This window comes from Chryseobacterium sp. D764, from assembly GCF_019317325.1.
GTDB lineage: Bacteria > Bacteroidota > Bacteroidia > Flavobacteriales > Weeksellaceae > Chryseobacterium.
This window is the reverse complement of sequence record NZ_CP079219.1, coordinates 2,611,769-2,626,107: the sequence shown is the minus strand read 5'-3', so window position 1 is coordinate 2,626,107 and position 14,339 is coordinate 2,611,769. Positions and strand designations below refer to the sequence as shown.

The 14,339-nt window shown below is 36.7% G+C and carries 14 protein-coding genes; 12 read left to right on the top strand and 2 right to left on the bottom strand.

The window, feature by feature from the left end; genetic code table 11:
• Nucleotides 1-66: 66 nt before the first annotated feature.
• The 11 genes from rpoC to KYG33_RS11820 all read left to right on the top strand — a co-directional run bounded on the left by rpoC (nt 67) and on the right by KYG33_RS11820 (nt 11,742).
• Nucleotides 67-4,332 carry a DNA-directed RNA polymerase subunit beta' gene (gene rpoC, locus KYG33_RS11870; protein ID WP_077418895.1) on the top strand — a complete coding sequence of 1,422 codons (4,266 nt, stop codon included), beginning with the start codon at nt 67-69 and terminating at the stop codon, nt 4,330-4,332.
• Nucleotides 4,333-4,419: 87 nt separating this feature from the next.
• Nucleotides 4,420-4,725 (top strand): DUF3467 domain-containing protein, encoded by a 306-nt coding sequence (locus tag KYG33_RS11865; RefSeq protein ID WP_002976436.1) that lies wholly within the window; start codon nt 4,420-4,422, stop codon nt 4,723-4,725.
• Nucleotides 4,726-4,910: 185 nt separating this feature from the next.
• On the top strand, nt 4,911-5,561 hold the full coding sequence (locus tag KYG33_RS11860; RefSeq protein ID WP_077418896.1) for a Crp/Fnr family transcriptional regulator: 651 nt from the start codon (nt 4,911-4,913) through the stop codon (nt 5,559-5,561).
• Between the two features lie 125 nt (nt 5,562-5,686).
• A complete protein-coding gene (locus KYG33_RS11855) occupies nt 5,687-6,529 on the top strand; it encodes a DUF5777 family beta-barrel protein (protein WP_219071810.1) in 843 nt (280 codons plus the stop codon).
• A 1-nt stretch (nt 6,530) separates the two neighbouring features.
• Nucleotides 6,531-6,878, top strand: a complete 348-nt coding sequence (locus KYG33_RS11850) for a hypothetical protein (RefSeq protein WP_232539009.1) — start codon at nt 6,531-6,533, stop codon at nt 6,876-6,878.
• A gap of 9 nt (nt 6,879-6,887) precedes the next feature.
• Complete coding sequence (locus tag KYG33_RS11845; RefSeq protein ID WP_047388481.1) at nt 6,888-7,433, top strand: YceI family protein; 546 nt, start codon at nt 6,888-6,890, stop codon at nt 7,431-7,433.
• Nucleotides 7,430-7,954 carry an ankyrin repeat domain-containing protein gene (locus KYG33_RS11840; RefSeq protein WP_077418899.1) on the top strand — a complete coding sequence of 175 codons (525 nt, stop codon included), beginning with the start codon at nt 7,430-7,432 and terminating at the stop codon, nt 7,952-7,954. The genes KYG33_RS11845 and KYG33_RS11840 overlap by 4 nt, the downstream gene beginning before the upstream one ends.
• A gap of 4 nt (nt 7,955-7,958) precedes the next feature.
• On the top strand, nt 7,959-8,738 hold the full coding sequence (locus KYG33_RS11835) for a T9SS type A sorting domain-containing protein (RefSeq protein ID WP_077418900.1): 780 nt from the start codon (nt 7,959-7,961) through the stop codon (nt 8,736-8,738).
• Between the two features lie 134 nt (nt 8,739-8,872).
• Nucleotides 8,873-9,472, top strand: a complete 600-nt coding sequence (locus KYG33_RS11830; protein ID WP_180564632.1) for a GrpB family protein — start codon at nt 8,873-8,875, stop codon at nt 9,470-9,472.
• 31 nt (nt 9,473-9,503) lie between these two features.
• Complete coding sequence (locus KYG33_RS11825) at nt 9,504-10,349, top strand: GNAT family N-acetyltransferase (RefSeq protein ID WP_219071809.1); 846 nt, start codon at nt 9,504-9,506, stop codon at nt 10,347-10,349.
• A 109-nt stretch (nt 10,350-10,458) separates the two neighbouring features.
• Complete coding sequence (locus KYG33_RS11820) at nt 10,459-11,742, top strand: ectonucleotide pyrophosphatase/phosphodiesterase (RefSeq protein WP_077418903.1); 1,284 nt, start codon at nt 10,459-10,461, stop codon at nt 11,740-11,742.
• A gap of 84 nt (nt 11,743-11,826) precedes the next feature.
• Here the strand turns inward: KYG33_RS11820 and KYG33_RS11815 are convergent, their stop codons facing one another.
• Complete coding sequence (locus KYG33_RS11815; protein ID WP_219071808.1) at nt 11,827-12,705, bottom strand: NAD(P)H-binding protein; 879 nt, start codon at nt 12,703-12,705, stop codon at nt 11,827-11,829.
• Nucleotides 12,706-12,787: 82 nt separating this feature from the next.
• Here KYG33_RS11815 and KYG33_RS11810 point away from each other — a divergent pair, with 82 nt between their 5' ends.
• Complete coding sequence (locus KYG33_RS11810) at nt 12,788-13,216, top strand: winged helix-turn-helix transcriptional regulator (protein ID WP_077418905.1); 429 nt, start codon at nt 12,788-12,790, stop codon at nt 13,214-13,216.
• Nucleotides 13,217-13,271: 55 nt separating this feature from the next.
• Here the strand turns inward: KYG33_RS11810 and KYG33_RS11805 are convergent, their stop codons facing one another.
• Nucleotides 13,272-14,324, bottom strand: a complete 1,053-nt coding sequence (locus tag KYG33_RS11805) for an NAD(P)-dependent alcohol dehydrogenase (RefSeq protein ID WP_077418906.1) — start codon at nt 14,322-14,324, stop codon at nt 13,272-13,274.
• Between the last annotated feature and the right edge of the window lie 15 nt (nt 14,325-14,339).

The following is a 14,339-nucleotide window of genomic DNA, read 5'->3' as shown; positions in this document are numbered from 1 at the left end:
TGAATTTTGAACCCGTTCAGAATTCTATAATCCAAAATTTATAATCCAAAATCTAAAATCTAAAAAATGTCAAATAAAAATAAAACAAGTAGATTTAATAAAATAACCATCGGTTTAGCTTCACCGGAGTCTATTTTACAAGACTCAAGAGGGGAGGTTTTAAAACCGGAAACTATTAACTACAGAACTCACAAACCTGAAAGAGACGGATTATTCTGTGAGAAAATCTTTGGTCCTGTAAAAGATTACGAATGTGCTTGTGGTAAATACAAGAGAATTCGTTACAAAGGGATCGTTTGTGACCGTTGTGGTGTTGAAGTTACTGAGAAAAAAGTAAGAAGAGAAAGAATCGGTCATATCGGTTTGGTTGTTCCTATTGCTCATATCTGGTACTTCCGTTCATTGCCAAACAAAATCGGATACCTTTTAGGAATCCCTTCTAAGAAATTAGATATGATCATCTACTACGAAAGATATGTAGTGATTCAGCAGGGTATTGCTAAAAAATTAGATGGTTCTGATTTTGAAAATATGGAATTCCTTACAGAAGAAGAATACCTTGATATCATGGAAACTCTTCCTGTAGAAAACCAGTATCTTGATGATTCTGATCCAAACAAATTCATCGCCAGAATGGGTGCTGAAGCTGTGGAAGATCTATTAAAAAGAATCGATCTTGATGCATTGTCTTTCGACTTGAGACATAAAGCTCACAACGAAGGTTCAAAACAAAGAAGAACAGAAGCTCTTAAAAGATTGAACGTTGTAGAAGCATTGAGAGGTGCTAATACAAGAATGATCAACAGACCAGAGTGGATGATCATGCGTGTACTTCCTGTTATCCCACCAGAATTAAGACCATTAGTTCCATTGGATGGAGGACGTTTCGCAACTTCTGACTTGAATGACCTTTATAGAAGAGTAATTATCAGAAATAACCGTTTGAAGAGATTATTGGAGATCAAAGCTCCTGAAGTAATCTTGAGAAACGAGAAGCGTATGCTTCAGGAATCAGTAGATTCATTATTCGATAACACAAGAAAATCTTCTGCAGTAAAATCTGAATCAAACAGACCATTGAAATCACTTTCTGATTCATTGAAAGGTAAGCAAGGTCGTTTCCGTCAGAACTTACTAGGGAAAAGGGTAGACTACTCTGCGCGTTCGGTAATTGTTGTAGGTCCAAACTTGCAGCTTCACGAATGTGGTATTCCTAAAGATATGGCAGCTGAACTTTACAAACCGTTTATCATTAGAAAACTAATTGAAAGAGGAATTGTAAAAACTGTAAAATCTGCAAAGAGAATTATTGATAGAAAAGAACCCGTAGTTTATGATATCCTTGAAAACGTGATGAAAGGTCACCCTGTTCTATTGAACAGAGCACCTACGCTTCACAGACTGGGTATTCAGGCTTTCCAACCTAAGATGATCGAAGGTAAGGCAATCCAGCTACACCCGTTGGTAACAACAGCATTCAACGCCGATTTCGATGGTGACCAGATGGCGGTACACTTACCGTTAGGACCAGAGGCAATCCTTGAAGCTCAGCTATTGATGCTAGGTTCTCAAAACATTTTGAACCCTGCAAACGGTTCTCCAATTACAGTACCTTCTCAGGACATGGTTCTTGGTCTTTATTTCATGACTAAAGAATTGAGCTCTACAGAAGATATGAAAGTAAAAGGTGAAGGTCTTGCATTCTATTCTCCTGAGGAAGCAGAAATTGCTTATGCTGAAGGTAGAGTTTCTTTAAATGCTAAGGTAAGATGTAGACTACCTGTTAAAGAAGATGGAGTAATAGTAACAAGATTGATCGAAACTTCTGTTGGTAGAATTTTATTCAACCAGATTGTACCTAAGCAGTCAGGATATATCAATGAACTTCTTACTAAGAAATCATTGAGAAACGTTATCGGTAAGATCCTTGCTGATACAGATTTCCCTACAACTGTGAAGTTCCTTGATGCAATGAAAGACTTAGGGTATTCAAATGCATTTAAAGGAGGTCTTTCATTCTCACTTGGGGATATTGTAGTTCCTGTTGAGAAAAAGCAGATGATTGCTTCTTCAATTGAAACTGTAGACGAAATTAGAGCTAACTATAACATGGGTCTAATTACCGATACAGAACGTTATAACCAGGTAATCGACGTTTGGACAAATACCAACGCCGGATTAACTGAAATGATCATGAGCAGAATGAAAACTGACCAAGGTGGTTTCAACTCTGTATATATGATGCTTGATTCTGGAGCGAGGGGTTCTAAAGAACAGATCCGTCAGTTATCAGGGATGAGAGGTTTGATGGCTAAACCGCAAAAAGCCGGTTCTACCGGAGCGGAGATCATCGAAAACCCGATCCTTGCCAACTTTAAGGAAGGTCTTTCGATTCTAGAGTACTTTATCTCTACCCACGGTGCTCGTAAGGGTCTTGCGGATACCGCTCTTAAGACAGCCGATGCTGGTTACTTAACGAGAAGATTGGTAGACGTTGCCCAGGACGTTATCGTTACAGAAGACGACTGTGGAACTCTAAGAGGTACAGAAGTTACTGCACTTAAGAAAAATGACGAGATCGTTGAAAGAATCTCTGAAAGAATCTTAGGTAGAGTATCGCTACATAATATTTACGATCCTGAAACTGACGAGCTTATTGCAAGCGCAGATCAGGTGATCATTGAAGCATTGGCGAAAAGAATCGAAGAAGCTGGATTAGAATCAGTTGAGGTTCGTTCACCATTAACTTGTGAAGCTAAGAAAGGTATCTGTGCTAAATGTTACGGTAGAAACTTAGCAACAGGTAAAGTGATCCACATGGGTGAAGCGGTAGGTGTAATTGCAGCACAGTCAATTGGGGAACCAGGTACTCAGCTTACGTTGAGAACCTTCCACCAAGGGGGTACTGCAGGAAACGTATCAGAAAACCCATCTATCGTTGCAAGAAGAGATGGTATCGTTGAAATGGATGAAGTAAGAACTATTACTTCTGAAGATGAAAACGGTAATACAGCTGAGGTTGTAGTTTCCCGTTCAACAGAATTCAGATTAGTTGCTGATAATGAGCTTAGAACTCCATTAATGGTAGCTAACGTACCTTACGGATCTATATTAGCTGTAAAACCAGGTGATAAAGTGAAGAAAGGGGATACAATCTGTAGATGGGATCCATATAACGCAGTAATTATTGCTGAAACTTCAGGTAAGGTAGAATACGAGGATATCATCCAGGGTATTTCATTCCAACTTGAAATTGACGAACAAACAGGATTCGAAGAGAAAGTAATCTCTGAATCTAGAAATAAGAAAGCCGTACCTACCTTGAAGGTGGTAGACTCTAAAGGTATTGAGCAGAAAGCTTACAACTTACCGGTAGGAGCCCACTTAATGGTAAACGATGGTGAAAAAATTAAGGCTGGTAAAGTCTTAATCAAAATCCCAAGAAAATCTGCAAAAGCAGGGGATATCACCGGAGGTCTTCCGAGAGTTACAGAATTATTCGAAGCTAGAAACCCTTCAAACCCAGCGGTTGTTACTGAAATCGACGGGGTAGTTTCTTACGGAAAAATTAAGAGAGGTAACCGTGAACTTATTGTTGAAGCTAAAACTGGAGAAAGAAAAATTTACCTGGTAAAACTTTCCAACCAGATTCTTGTTCAGGAGAATGACTTCGTAAGAGCAGGTTCTCCGCTTTCTGACGGTTCTATCACACCGGAAGATATCTTAAGAATTAAAGGCCCAACAGCAGTTCAGGAATACTTAGTAAATGAGATCCAGGAAGTTTACCGTCTACAGGGGGTAAAAATCGACGACAAGCACTTCGAAATTATCGTAAGACAGATGATGACGAAAGTATCTATCGTAGATGGAGGTGATACTCAATTCCTTGAAGGAGCTCTTGAGCACAAGTATGATTTCTTGGAAGAAAACAACAGAGTATTCGGTCTTAAAGTAGTAGTAGAAGCTGGTGATTCTAAAGAATTCATGCCAGGTCAGATGATTACTGCAAGAGAATTAAGAGATGAAAACTCTAAGTTGAAGCGTGAAGATTTAAGTCTTGTAGAAGTAAGAGAAGCTCTTCCTGCTACAGCAACTCCTGTATTACAAGGTATTACAAGAGCGGCCCTTCAGACTAAGTCATTCATGTCTGCAGCATCGTTCCAGGAAACAACTAAAGTTCTTAACGAAGCAGCTGTTGCTGGTAAAGTAGACGAACTTAACGGTCTTAAAGAAAATGTAATTGTAGGTCACAGAATCCCTGCAGGTACAGGTCTTAAAGAGTATCAGAACGTTATTGTAGGTTCTAAGAAAGAATTCGAAGACCTTAACTAAAATTAATGATTTGAAATTTGGGATTTGAAATTATTTTTATATTTTCACAATCTCAAATTTCGAATTTTAAAAACATAATTTATAACAATGGACAACAATCAAAATCCACAAGACGGAAACATCAACATCGAATTAAACGAAATGGTAGCTGCTGGTATCTATGCTAACCTAGCTTTAGTAAACCACTCTCCATCTGAATTTGTAGTAGACTTTATTCAGTTGATGCCAGGTGTTCAGCAAGCTAAAGTAAGATCAAGAGTTATTCTTGCTCCACTTCACGCTAAAAGAGTACTAAACGCTCTTCAACAGAACATCGCTAACTACGAGCAGCAGTTCGGAGAAATCAAAGAAGTTGAGCCTTTCGTATTAGGAGGAAACAACGTTCAAGCGTAAGATTTCTTTTTACAATAAAATAAGATGCCCTGGTTTTTACCGGGGCATTTTTTTGACCTAAATTCTCATGTACAAAGGAATATCGAACCCATGTGATTGTTAATTTTATTTAATAACATAAAAATATATAATAACCATTCATCAATTTTATATCTTTGTTTAAGAAAAAGTAGAAAATATAGGATATGATTGATAACGCGTTCGCTGTAAGTAAATTTGGCTTTTTAGGGGCTGATTTTTTAGCTGAGCTGGAAAAGCATGCTGTTGCAATTGATATAAAAGCAAAAACTGAAATCATAAGAGAAGGGCAGAAAAATAAATTTGTCCCTTTCCTGATAAAAGGCTCTATCAAGGTTTTTACCCTTAATGACGGAAGAGAACTTATCTACTATTATATTAAGCCCAAAGATAGCTGTCTTATGACCTTCTCATCCATTCTTACAGACTATGTCAGCAGAGTGTATGCTATTGCCGAGGAAGACTCGGAAGCCATTCTTATTCCCGTTTCCGTAATGCATGACTGGCTGATAAAATTCCCGGAAATCAACAAACTGTTTTATCATGAATATGACCGTAGATTTTCAGAAGTGATGAATATGGTGAATGATGCGGTGTTCCATAGACTGGATAAAAGAGTCCTGAATTACATCAAACAGCAGATTTCATCCACAGGAAACAACCCAATTAAGATAACCCATCGCGAAATTGCAAGCAGTTTGGGAACCTCCAGGGAAGTTGTAAGCAGAGTTTTGAAAAAAATTGAAAGTGAAGGTGAAATTGTTCAGACCAAAGAAGGAATGAAAGTTCCTGTGAATGAAAATGTTAGAATGATCTAATTTTAATTGTTTGAAAAGTTTATTTCTATCATTGATAAAAACAATTTGAATGGTGACTTTTATCACCTGTTTTTGAATTGAGAACTCGATAAGTTTGTTATATCATAATTTAATTCAAATTGTATATGACGAAAACTCTCTTATTTTTGTCAGTATTTTCTTCAGGTCTTGTCTTTGCACAGGAAGATCTGCTGAAGGATATTGACACGGTGAAAACCAATTCAGAAACCTCACAACCCGCCTTCAAAGCCCTTCAGATTGTTACGGGGCAATCTACAAAACTCGCCGCCAAAAAAGAATGGTACATTATCGTTGCCCACAGATTTGGAGATATAAGCGCCGGATTCAAAGACTTTTTCGGTCTGGATCATGCCTCAACCAAATTAGGCGTTATCTATGGTATTTCAGATGCTGTTTCCGTAAGCCTTTCCAGAGAAACGAATATGAAAACGTTTGAAGGAGCAGTAAAATACAGGCTGGTAAGACAAAATGAAAACTTTCCGGTGGATATTGTGGGCTACAATGTAATGGGTGCCAATACTGAACTTGATAAAGATAATTATCCACATCTTAAATTCAGTGACAGGCTTTCTTATCTTACGCAGGCATTGATCTCAAGAAGGTTCAATGATAAGTTTTCCTTGCAGCTTACACCTTCCTTTGTTCATAAAAACCTTTACGAATCCACTATTGAAAACAAAAATCAGTTTTTAGCAGGTTTGGGAGGACGCTATAAAATTTCAAAAAGAGTTTCTGTGAATGCAGAATACTTTGTGAATTTCGACGATCACAGTTTTTATAAAAACCCATTATCACTAGGGGTAGATATAGAAACCGGAGGACATGTGTTCCAGCTTTTATTAACGAACTCCCAGATAAATTCAGATATCGGATATCTTACCAATGCCACTGGAGCATGGGGAAAGGGACATATTTTCTTTGGGTTTAATCTTTATAGAGTTTTTTAATATGAAAAAGCTAACATCCTTATTGATACTGTCGTCAGCAATCATACTGACGGCTTGTGACAGCAGAACTTATGAAGAGATTTCTGATAATACACCTATCACGGCACCTGTAAAATATACAACAGATGTAAAACCCATTGTGGATAACAATTGCATTGGCTGTCATTCCGCCACCGGCTATAAACCCCTTGTTACTTATGATCAGGTAAAAAATAATATAGATGGAATTCTGGATCGTATCCAAAGGCCTAACGGTGATCCGGAAAAAATGCCTCAGGGAGGATCGTTGTCTGCAGCTCAAATCAATATTTTCATAAAGTGGAAAGCTGACGGGTTAAATGAAAATTAAAAAATTGATATGAAAAAATTAGCATTATTAAGCGTATTACTGCTTTCTGCCGGTTACGCTTCAGCACAGAAATACAGTTCTAAGACAGGAAAAGTAACTTTTGAAGCTTCAGTACCTCTGTTTGATGATATTTTTGCACAGGATGACAACAATATTGTGATTCTTAACGCAGACAACGGCGAAATGGCATCCGTTTCTACCGTTAAAAACTTTCATTTTAAAACCAAATTAATGGAAGAACATTTTAATGAAAGCTATGCTGAATCTGCAAAATATCCGAAAACAACTTTTAAAGGGAAAATTGTCAACTTTGATAAAACAAAACTTACGGCCAGTCCACAGAAATATACCGTTCAGGGAACACTTAACTTTCACGGGGTAGACAAAGCGGTTGCTTCTTCCGCAACATTATATGCAAAAGACGGTAAAATCTATATGCAGGGCGGTTTTATAGCCAAACCTGCAGATTACAAAGTGACCATCCCTAAAATGGTTACCAAGAAAGTGGCAGAAAATGTCAACATCGAATACAACTACGTAATGGTAAAACAATGAGAAATGTAATCTTAATTGTAGGACTATTTCTGAGCTCATTGATATCTGCTCAGGAAAAAGCAAAATCAATATTTGATATTGCCAGGAGCGGAACAGTTCCTGAAGTACAGGAGCTGATGAAACAAAATCCGGATATTATTAATCAGATTAATGAAAACGGATTCTCTCCCCTTATTTTAGCTTGTTACAGAGGGAATATTCCAGTTGCGGAATTTTTAATTACTCACGTTAAAAACATGAATTATGCAAGTGGAGAAGGAACGGCGTTAACGGCTTCTGTTTTTAAAGGAGATAAAAACCTTACTCAGAAATTATTAGAGAACAAAGCTGATCCAAATGTGGCAAGCAGCAGTGGAGTAACTCCATTAATATATGCTGTACAGTCACAAAACAAAGAAATGGTAGAGCTGCTACTAAAGAATAAAGCAAATAAGGCATTATCCGATAAACAAGGGAAAACTGTTTTTGAATATGCTTTATTTACTAAAAATCAAGATATTATTAACCTATTAAAAAATTGATTATATGAAATTAAAAACTACATTATTATTGATCGGATTTTTTGCTTTTTTTCATGTAAAAAGTCAATATTCGACAGGAACTGTGCCTCTTTTTTCCACACCGGGAGGAGCAGATTTGGCTTATTCAGTTAAGATAGACCTTACCCCTTCTTTAGTTACCCTTACCCTTATTGGTCCTTCTACAGGATGGCTGGGAATGGCTTTCGATACAACGAATATGGACGATATAGGGAAAGATGTTGTAATTTTTGATGGTACTAATTTAAGTGACAGAACATTTAATGGACAAGGTGTGGTTCCGCCTTTGGATGGAACTCAAAACTGGACTGTAACCTCTAATACAGTGGCAGGGAGTGTTCGTACTGTAGTCGCTACAAGAGCTTTAAACACAGGAGATGCTAATGACCATGTCTTTACCGTTCCTCCTACAAGTCCTTTAAACATTACTTATGGACGCAGGTTATCAAACTTTACGATTGCTTATCATGGTTCTAACAGCTGTGGTACTACAGCCCTTAATTTTGGTACTTTAGGTACTAATGAAACAGTTTTGGAAAGTAAGAAAATAGTTCTTTATCCAAACCCGGCCAAAGAAACGGTGAGCTTTAAAAATGCTGATAAAATAAAATCTGTTGATATTTATGAATCTGCAGGAAGAAAAGTAAGATCTGTAAAACTTGAGGGAGAAAATATCAGTGTCAGAGATTTGAAATCAGGTGCTTATTATTTTGAAATCACTTTAAAAGATGGAACTACATCTTATGAAAAACTGATTAAAGAGTAATTTTTCAGAAAAAACACAACTAAATAATTAGTAATGAATACCTCTGATCTTTCAGGGGTATCATTTTTTGTTAAATGTCGATTCCAGAGGGATTACTGAGAAAAATTTTATATTTGTGTACTATTTGGATACTTATGAAAGTTACCTTTGAAAAATATAATCCTTTCTGGAAAAAGCAGTTTGAAACCATTAAAAATGAACTTGAGAACTATATCGGTTTTTTGAATCCGGAAATTGAACATATTGGCAGCACATCTGTGGAAGGTTTATCTGCAAAACCTGTTATTGATATTATGATTGGGGTAAAGGATGAAAAAGAACTTGATAAAGTTCCATCTTTACTGGAAGGCAAAGATTATGTCTATTATGAAAAGTATAATGAAGATATGCCGTACCGCCGTTTTTTTATTAAACTTATAGATCATACCCATACATTAGGATTTCCTGATGTTATTTATTCAAATGATGAAATTCCTGAGAGAATTCACAATCATCATCTCCGCATTGCTCACATTCACGTTATTCCGACTTCTTCAGAACACTGGCTTCGCCATTTGGCTTTCAGGGATTATCTTCGTATTCATCCGGAGGTAAAAGAAGAATATCAAAAACTGAAAGAGGAATTGAGTAAAAAAGAATGGTTTGACGGTAATGATTATAATCAGGAAAAAGACCCATTTATAAAAAGAGAAGAGCATAATGCCATTCAATGGTACTTGAACCAACAGAAATAAAGTGTAATAACTATATAAATTTAAAATATCAATGGAGTTCAAAACCTTAGCAAATACAAGCATAGATGAAATTTTATCAGTGTTCAACCATTCGTTTTCAGATTATGTTATTCCTTTTCATTTAACGAAAGAGGTGCTTGTCTCAAAAATCGCAGCTGAAAAAATGGATATGAATATCTCTGTCGGAGCATTTGAAGATGGGAAACTGGTAGGTTTTATCCTTCAGTCTGAAAAAGTGGAAAATGGGGAGAAAATTATTTACAATGGTGGAACAGGAGTAGTTCCTGAAAGCAGAGGTAAAGGATTGGTAAGGAAAATGTACGATTTTATTATTCCTGTTTTAAAAGAGAGAAATGCCAATACATTGCTGCTTGAAGTTATTGAAGGAAATCAGCCTGCCATCAGGGCATATGAAAATCTAGGTTTTACAATTGTACGAAGATTACTTTGTTTTAACGGAAGTATTAAACAAGGAGAAGGAAATGCTGAGGTTTCTATTAGGGATTTGAATGACTTTCAATGGAAACTGCTATGTTCTTTCTGGGATATTGAACCTTCATGGCAGGGATCGGTGTTCGTATTGGAGCCTATGCCTGAAAACTATGTGACTTTAGGTGCTTATATGGAGGATAAACTTGTTGGGTATATTGTTTATAGTCCTGCAGTGAAAAAAATATACCAGTTTGCAGTAGATAAGAATTACAGAAATCGTGGAATTGGAACAAAGCTTTTTAATGCTATTAAAGAAAAAAACGGAGGACAAACCATTGCCTTGAATAATGTAGATGATTCTTCAGAAAACACCAGTAAATTTCTTAGTGAAAGAGTAGGACTGAACAATTGGCTGTCACAGTTTGAAATGAAAAGACCTATTTAATGAGTTTTAATTTTTATTCAAAAAAAATAATCGCTTTTAATATACTTTTAATCTCTTAAACTTTTCAGGCAGAAGTATAGGATGTAACTTTGAGAAAAATTTTAAAATAATGAAGCGAGGAATCTATTTTTTACTGCTGCTAATTTCCTTTACGGCTTTTGCACAACAGGTCAATATTGATACAGCCCAGGTGGTGATCCCGGGTAGACAAAACAGTATAGAAGCACAGTCTAAACCTTATGTGATTATGATATCTACAGATGGCTTCCGTTATGACTATGCTCAAAAGTATAATGCTGAAAATCTTTTGAAACTGGCCAATGGCGGTGTGAAGGCTGAAGCAATGATTCCAAGTTATCCAAGTATTACTTTCCCAAATCACTGGAGTCTAATTACCGGACTTTATCCTTCTCATCATGGTTTGATCGATAATTTTTTCTATGATTATAAAAGAAAAGAAGGGTATGCCATGAGCAACAAAAAAAATGCTGAAGATGGCAGCTGGTATGGAGGAACCCCAATTTGGGGACTCGCTGAAAAGCAGGGAATGGTATCTGCTTCTTTAATGTGGGTAGGATCTGCCAGTGATGCAGGAGGAATGAGACCTTCTTATTATTATCCTTATCATGAAAAATTCACACCTTCCGAAAAAGTAGAAAAAGTGGTGAACTGGCTGAAATTATCGGAAGAGAAAAGACCTCATTTTATTTCATTATACTTCCCGGAAGTAGACGGAAGCGGACATCATCATGGACCGGATTCCAAAGAAACAGAAATTGCTGTTCATCTGATAGACCAGGCGATTGGTAACCTTGTTCAGAAAGTAAATGGATTAGGATTAAAAAATGTCAACTTTATTTTTGTTTCCGACCATGGTATGATCAAAGTAGATGGAGGTACACCTTTGGAAATTCCGGCTGTGCTTTTTGATAAAAACAGATTTGATTTTTACAATTCCCAGACTTTGTTAAGAGTTTACGTTAAAAATCCAGATGAGGTAAAAGCAGTTTATAAAGAACTGAAAGCTAATAAAACAGACGATTACGAAGTATATCTGGATAAAAAACTTCCTAAATATCTTCACTTTGCAACAAGAGATGATCAATATCACAGGATAGGACAAATTCTTCTGATTCCTAAAGCCCCAAAAATATTCCTGGAAAAAGGGAAGAAAACATCTGTTGGTAAGCATGGCTACAACCCTAAAGTTGTTCCGGAAATGAAAGCGACTTTCTTTGCCTGGGGCCCTGAATTTAAAAACAATCTGGTCATCAATGAATTTGCCAACATTAATGTTTATCCTTTGGTTGCTGAAGTTTTGGGATTAAAAATTGATCAGCCTATTGATGGAAAACTGAAAGTTTTAAAACAAACACTAAAAGAGCAAAAATAATCTGAAGATTAAAAAATAAAGATTTAAACAGGTTTCGGCGCACCTTTGGTGCGCCGAAACTTATTTTACAGATTAACGTGGAAATTAAAACTTAGAAGAAAACTCTTTCGCAAAATCCTCTAGCTTAACATTTCCTGTAACTGGAGAGCCATGATCAATAAAATCCTTCTGAACAACACCTGTTCTTATTCCTCTACCCATTTCAACATACAGATGAGCCATATCTTCAGGTAATCCGGCTTGAAGCATTCCGTTTAAAGAATCTTCATCAGAGAATTCTACCCATGGAAGTTCAGGCTTGTTAACAGAAGTTCCTAAAACTTTCGCAAAATCCGAAGCTGTTCTTACATCGCTTACAATATATCTGATGTTGTTGGTATTTCCATCTTTTACCAGTTCTTCAGCTGCTGCTTTGGCAATATCATTGGGATGTACTACAGGTACTTCAATAGTTGCAGGATAATTACCACCAATGATTCCGGCATTTTGAATTAAAGGAATATCATTGAAAAAATTATTATAGAAATATCCGGCTCTTAAAAAAGTGAAAGAAGTATTTTCTACGCCGTTATATATTTTTTCAATATGGTGAAGACCTGCGATAGGACCGTTTTCTACAGGAGATTCTGCGCCTACACTGCTTAGCATTACAGCTCTTTTTACGTTGGCATTTTTTAAAGCTTCAGCATAATTTTTTCCTGCATTAGTAGTGTTTTCCACAATCTTATCCGGACTGATAGCCGGAGGTGTCATTACAAAAACAGCATCTGCACCTTCAAATGTTTGAGTTAAAAAGTTAACATCTGTAATAGAACCTATGGCTGGCGTGGCTCCCAGAGATTCAATATCCTGTTTTCTTGCATCGTTGCTGCTTACTACTGTAATAGTATGCCCTTCGGCAATTAATTGTTGCGCTAATGGTTTAGCTACATTTCCTAATGATCCTGTGATTACGATTTTCATATGTAAATATTTTTTTATTTCTGAGAACAAAGTTATATTTGTACTTACTTTTATACAAGTACTTACCCTAAAGTATGTAGATATGACCGCAATCAAAGAAAGTTCAACCATTCAGGAAAACAGAAAGACAGTGCAGGATTGCCCTGTAATGTATGTGATGGAAAGGATTGGAGGATTCTGGAAACCCATTATCCTGTTTAATCTTTCCACAGGAGAAAAAAGATACAGCGAATTGAAAAAAGCAATTCCTGCCGTAACGGAAAAAATGCTCATTCAACATCTGAAGCAATTAGAAATAGATGGATTGATTATCAGAACTGCAAAACCCGTAATACCGCCTCATGTTACTTATAAACTGAGTGAAGCAGGTAATGAGCTGGCTCCTGTTATTGATGCCATGGCAGCATGGGCTTTTCAGGATATGGAAAGAAATGATATCAAATGCACTGAAGGAAATAAATATATCGTGAATCAGGATCAGAATGCTTTTAGCCAAAATCTTAAAAAATAAAAAAACAGGCGCTTCAATCCGAAGCACCTGTTTTTGTTAATATTCTTCAAAAGAATTATAAAGACTGCATATCAATGACGAAACGGTATCTTACGTCACTTTTCAACATTCTTTCATAAGCTTCGTTGATGTCCTGCATTTTGATCATTTCAATTTCTGAAACAATATTATGTTCTCCACAGAAATCCAATAATTCCTGAGTTTCAGCAATACCACCAATTACTGAACCTGCTACAGATTTTCTTCCCAAAATCATAGGAACAGTGTTCAAAATAGGTTCCAGACCTCCCAGATATCCCACAAGAACATGAGTTCCATTGATGTTTAAAGTTGCCACATATGGATTTACATCATGTACATACGGAACAGTATCAATGATCACATCAAATTTTCCTTTTACAGCATCCATTTGTGCTTCATCAGTAGAGATGACAACATGATCCGCACCCAGTTGTTTTGCATCGTCTGTTTTTCCGGGAGTTCTTGAGAATAAAGTAACTTCAGCTCCCAATCCTTTTGCCAGCTTAATCGCCATGTGGCCTAAACCACCCAATCCTACAACAGCTACTTTAGAACCAGGACCTACATTCCAGTGTTTTAAAGGTGACCAGGTTGTAATACCTGCGCAAAGAAGTGGTGCTACTGCTGCAAGATCAAGATTTTCAGGTACTTTTAAAACGTGGTGGGAATCCACAACTACTTTTTGAGAATATCCTCCAAAAGTATGACCTCCCAAATGTTTATCTTTTCCATTGTAAGTTCCCGTGAAGCCATTTAAGCAATACTGCTCAAGATCATGTTGGCAGCTGTCGCAATGTCCGCACGAATCTACGATACATCCAACCCCGGCAAGGTCACCTACTTTAAATTTGGAAACATCGCTTCCTACTTTAGTAATTCTTCCTACAATTTCATGTCCGGGAACTACAGGATACAAAGATCCGCCCCAGTCATTTCTTGCTGTATGAAGATCAGAGTGGCATACCCCGCAGTATAGGATTTCAATTTCTACATCCTTTGAGGTTACTTCTCTTCTTTCAATATTCATTTCTTTCAGATCTGCTGTGGTAGACTCTGCACCATAAGCTTTTACAGTGATTGTACTCATTTTTATATTTAGTTT

Bases quoted from the DNA above. Each gene is read 5' to 3' on its own strand.
- rpoC (WP_077418895.1), top strand. From the start codon at position 67: ATGTCAAATAAAAATAAAACAAGTAGATTTAATAAAATAACCATCGGT.
- KYG33_RS11865 (WP_002976436.1), top strand. From the start codon at position 4,420: ATGGACAACAATCAAAATCCACAAGACGGAAACATCAACATCGAATTA.
- KYG33_RS11860 (WP_077418896.1), top strand. From the start codon at position 4,911: ATGATTGATAACGCGTTCGCTGTAAGTAAATTTGGCTTTTTAGGGGCT.
- KYG33_RS11855 (WP_219071810.1), top strand. From the start codon at position 5,687: ATGACGAAAACTCTCTTATTTTTGTCAGTATTTTCTTCAGGTCTTGTC.
- KYG33_RS11850 (WP_232539009.1), top strand. From the start codon at position 6,531: ATGAAAAAGCTAACATCCTTATTGATACTGTCGTCAGCAATCATACTG.
- KYG33_RS11845 (WP_047388481.1), top strand. From the start codon at position 6,888: ATGAAAAAATTAGCATTATTAAGCGTATTACTGCTTTCTGCCGGTTAC.
- KYG33_RS11840 (WP_077418899.1), top strand. From the start codon at position 7,430: ATGAGAAATGTAATCTTAATTGTAGGACTATTTCTGAGCTCATTGATA.
- KYG33_RS11835 (WP_077418900.1), top strand. From the start codon at position 7,959: ATGAAATTAAAAACTACATTATTATTGATCGGATTTTTTGCTTTTTTT.
- KYG33_RS11830 (WP_180564632.1), top strand. From the start codon at position 8,873: ATGAAAGTTACCTTTGAAAAATATAATCCTTTCTGGAAAAAGCAGTTT.
- KYG33_RS11825 (WP_219071809.1), top strand. From the start codon at position 9,504: ATGGAGTTCAAAACCTTAGCAAATACAAGCATAGATGAAATTTTATCA.
- KYG33_RS11820 (WP_077418903.1), top strand. From the start codon at position 10,459: ATGAAGCGAGGAATCTATTTTTTACTGCTGCTAATTTCCTTTACGGCT.
- KYG33_RS11815 (WP_219071808.1), bottom strand. From the start codon at position 12,705: ATGAAAATCGTAATCACAGGATCATTAGGAAATGTAGCTAAACCATTA.
- KYG33_RS11810 (WP_077418905.1), top strand. From the start codon at position 12,788: ATGACCGCAATCAAAGAAAGTTCAACCATTCAGGAAAACAGAAAGACA.
- KYG33_RS11805 (WP_077418906.1), bottom strand. From the start codon at position 14,324: ATGAGTACAATCACTGTAAAAGCTTATGGTGCAGAGTCTACCACAGCA.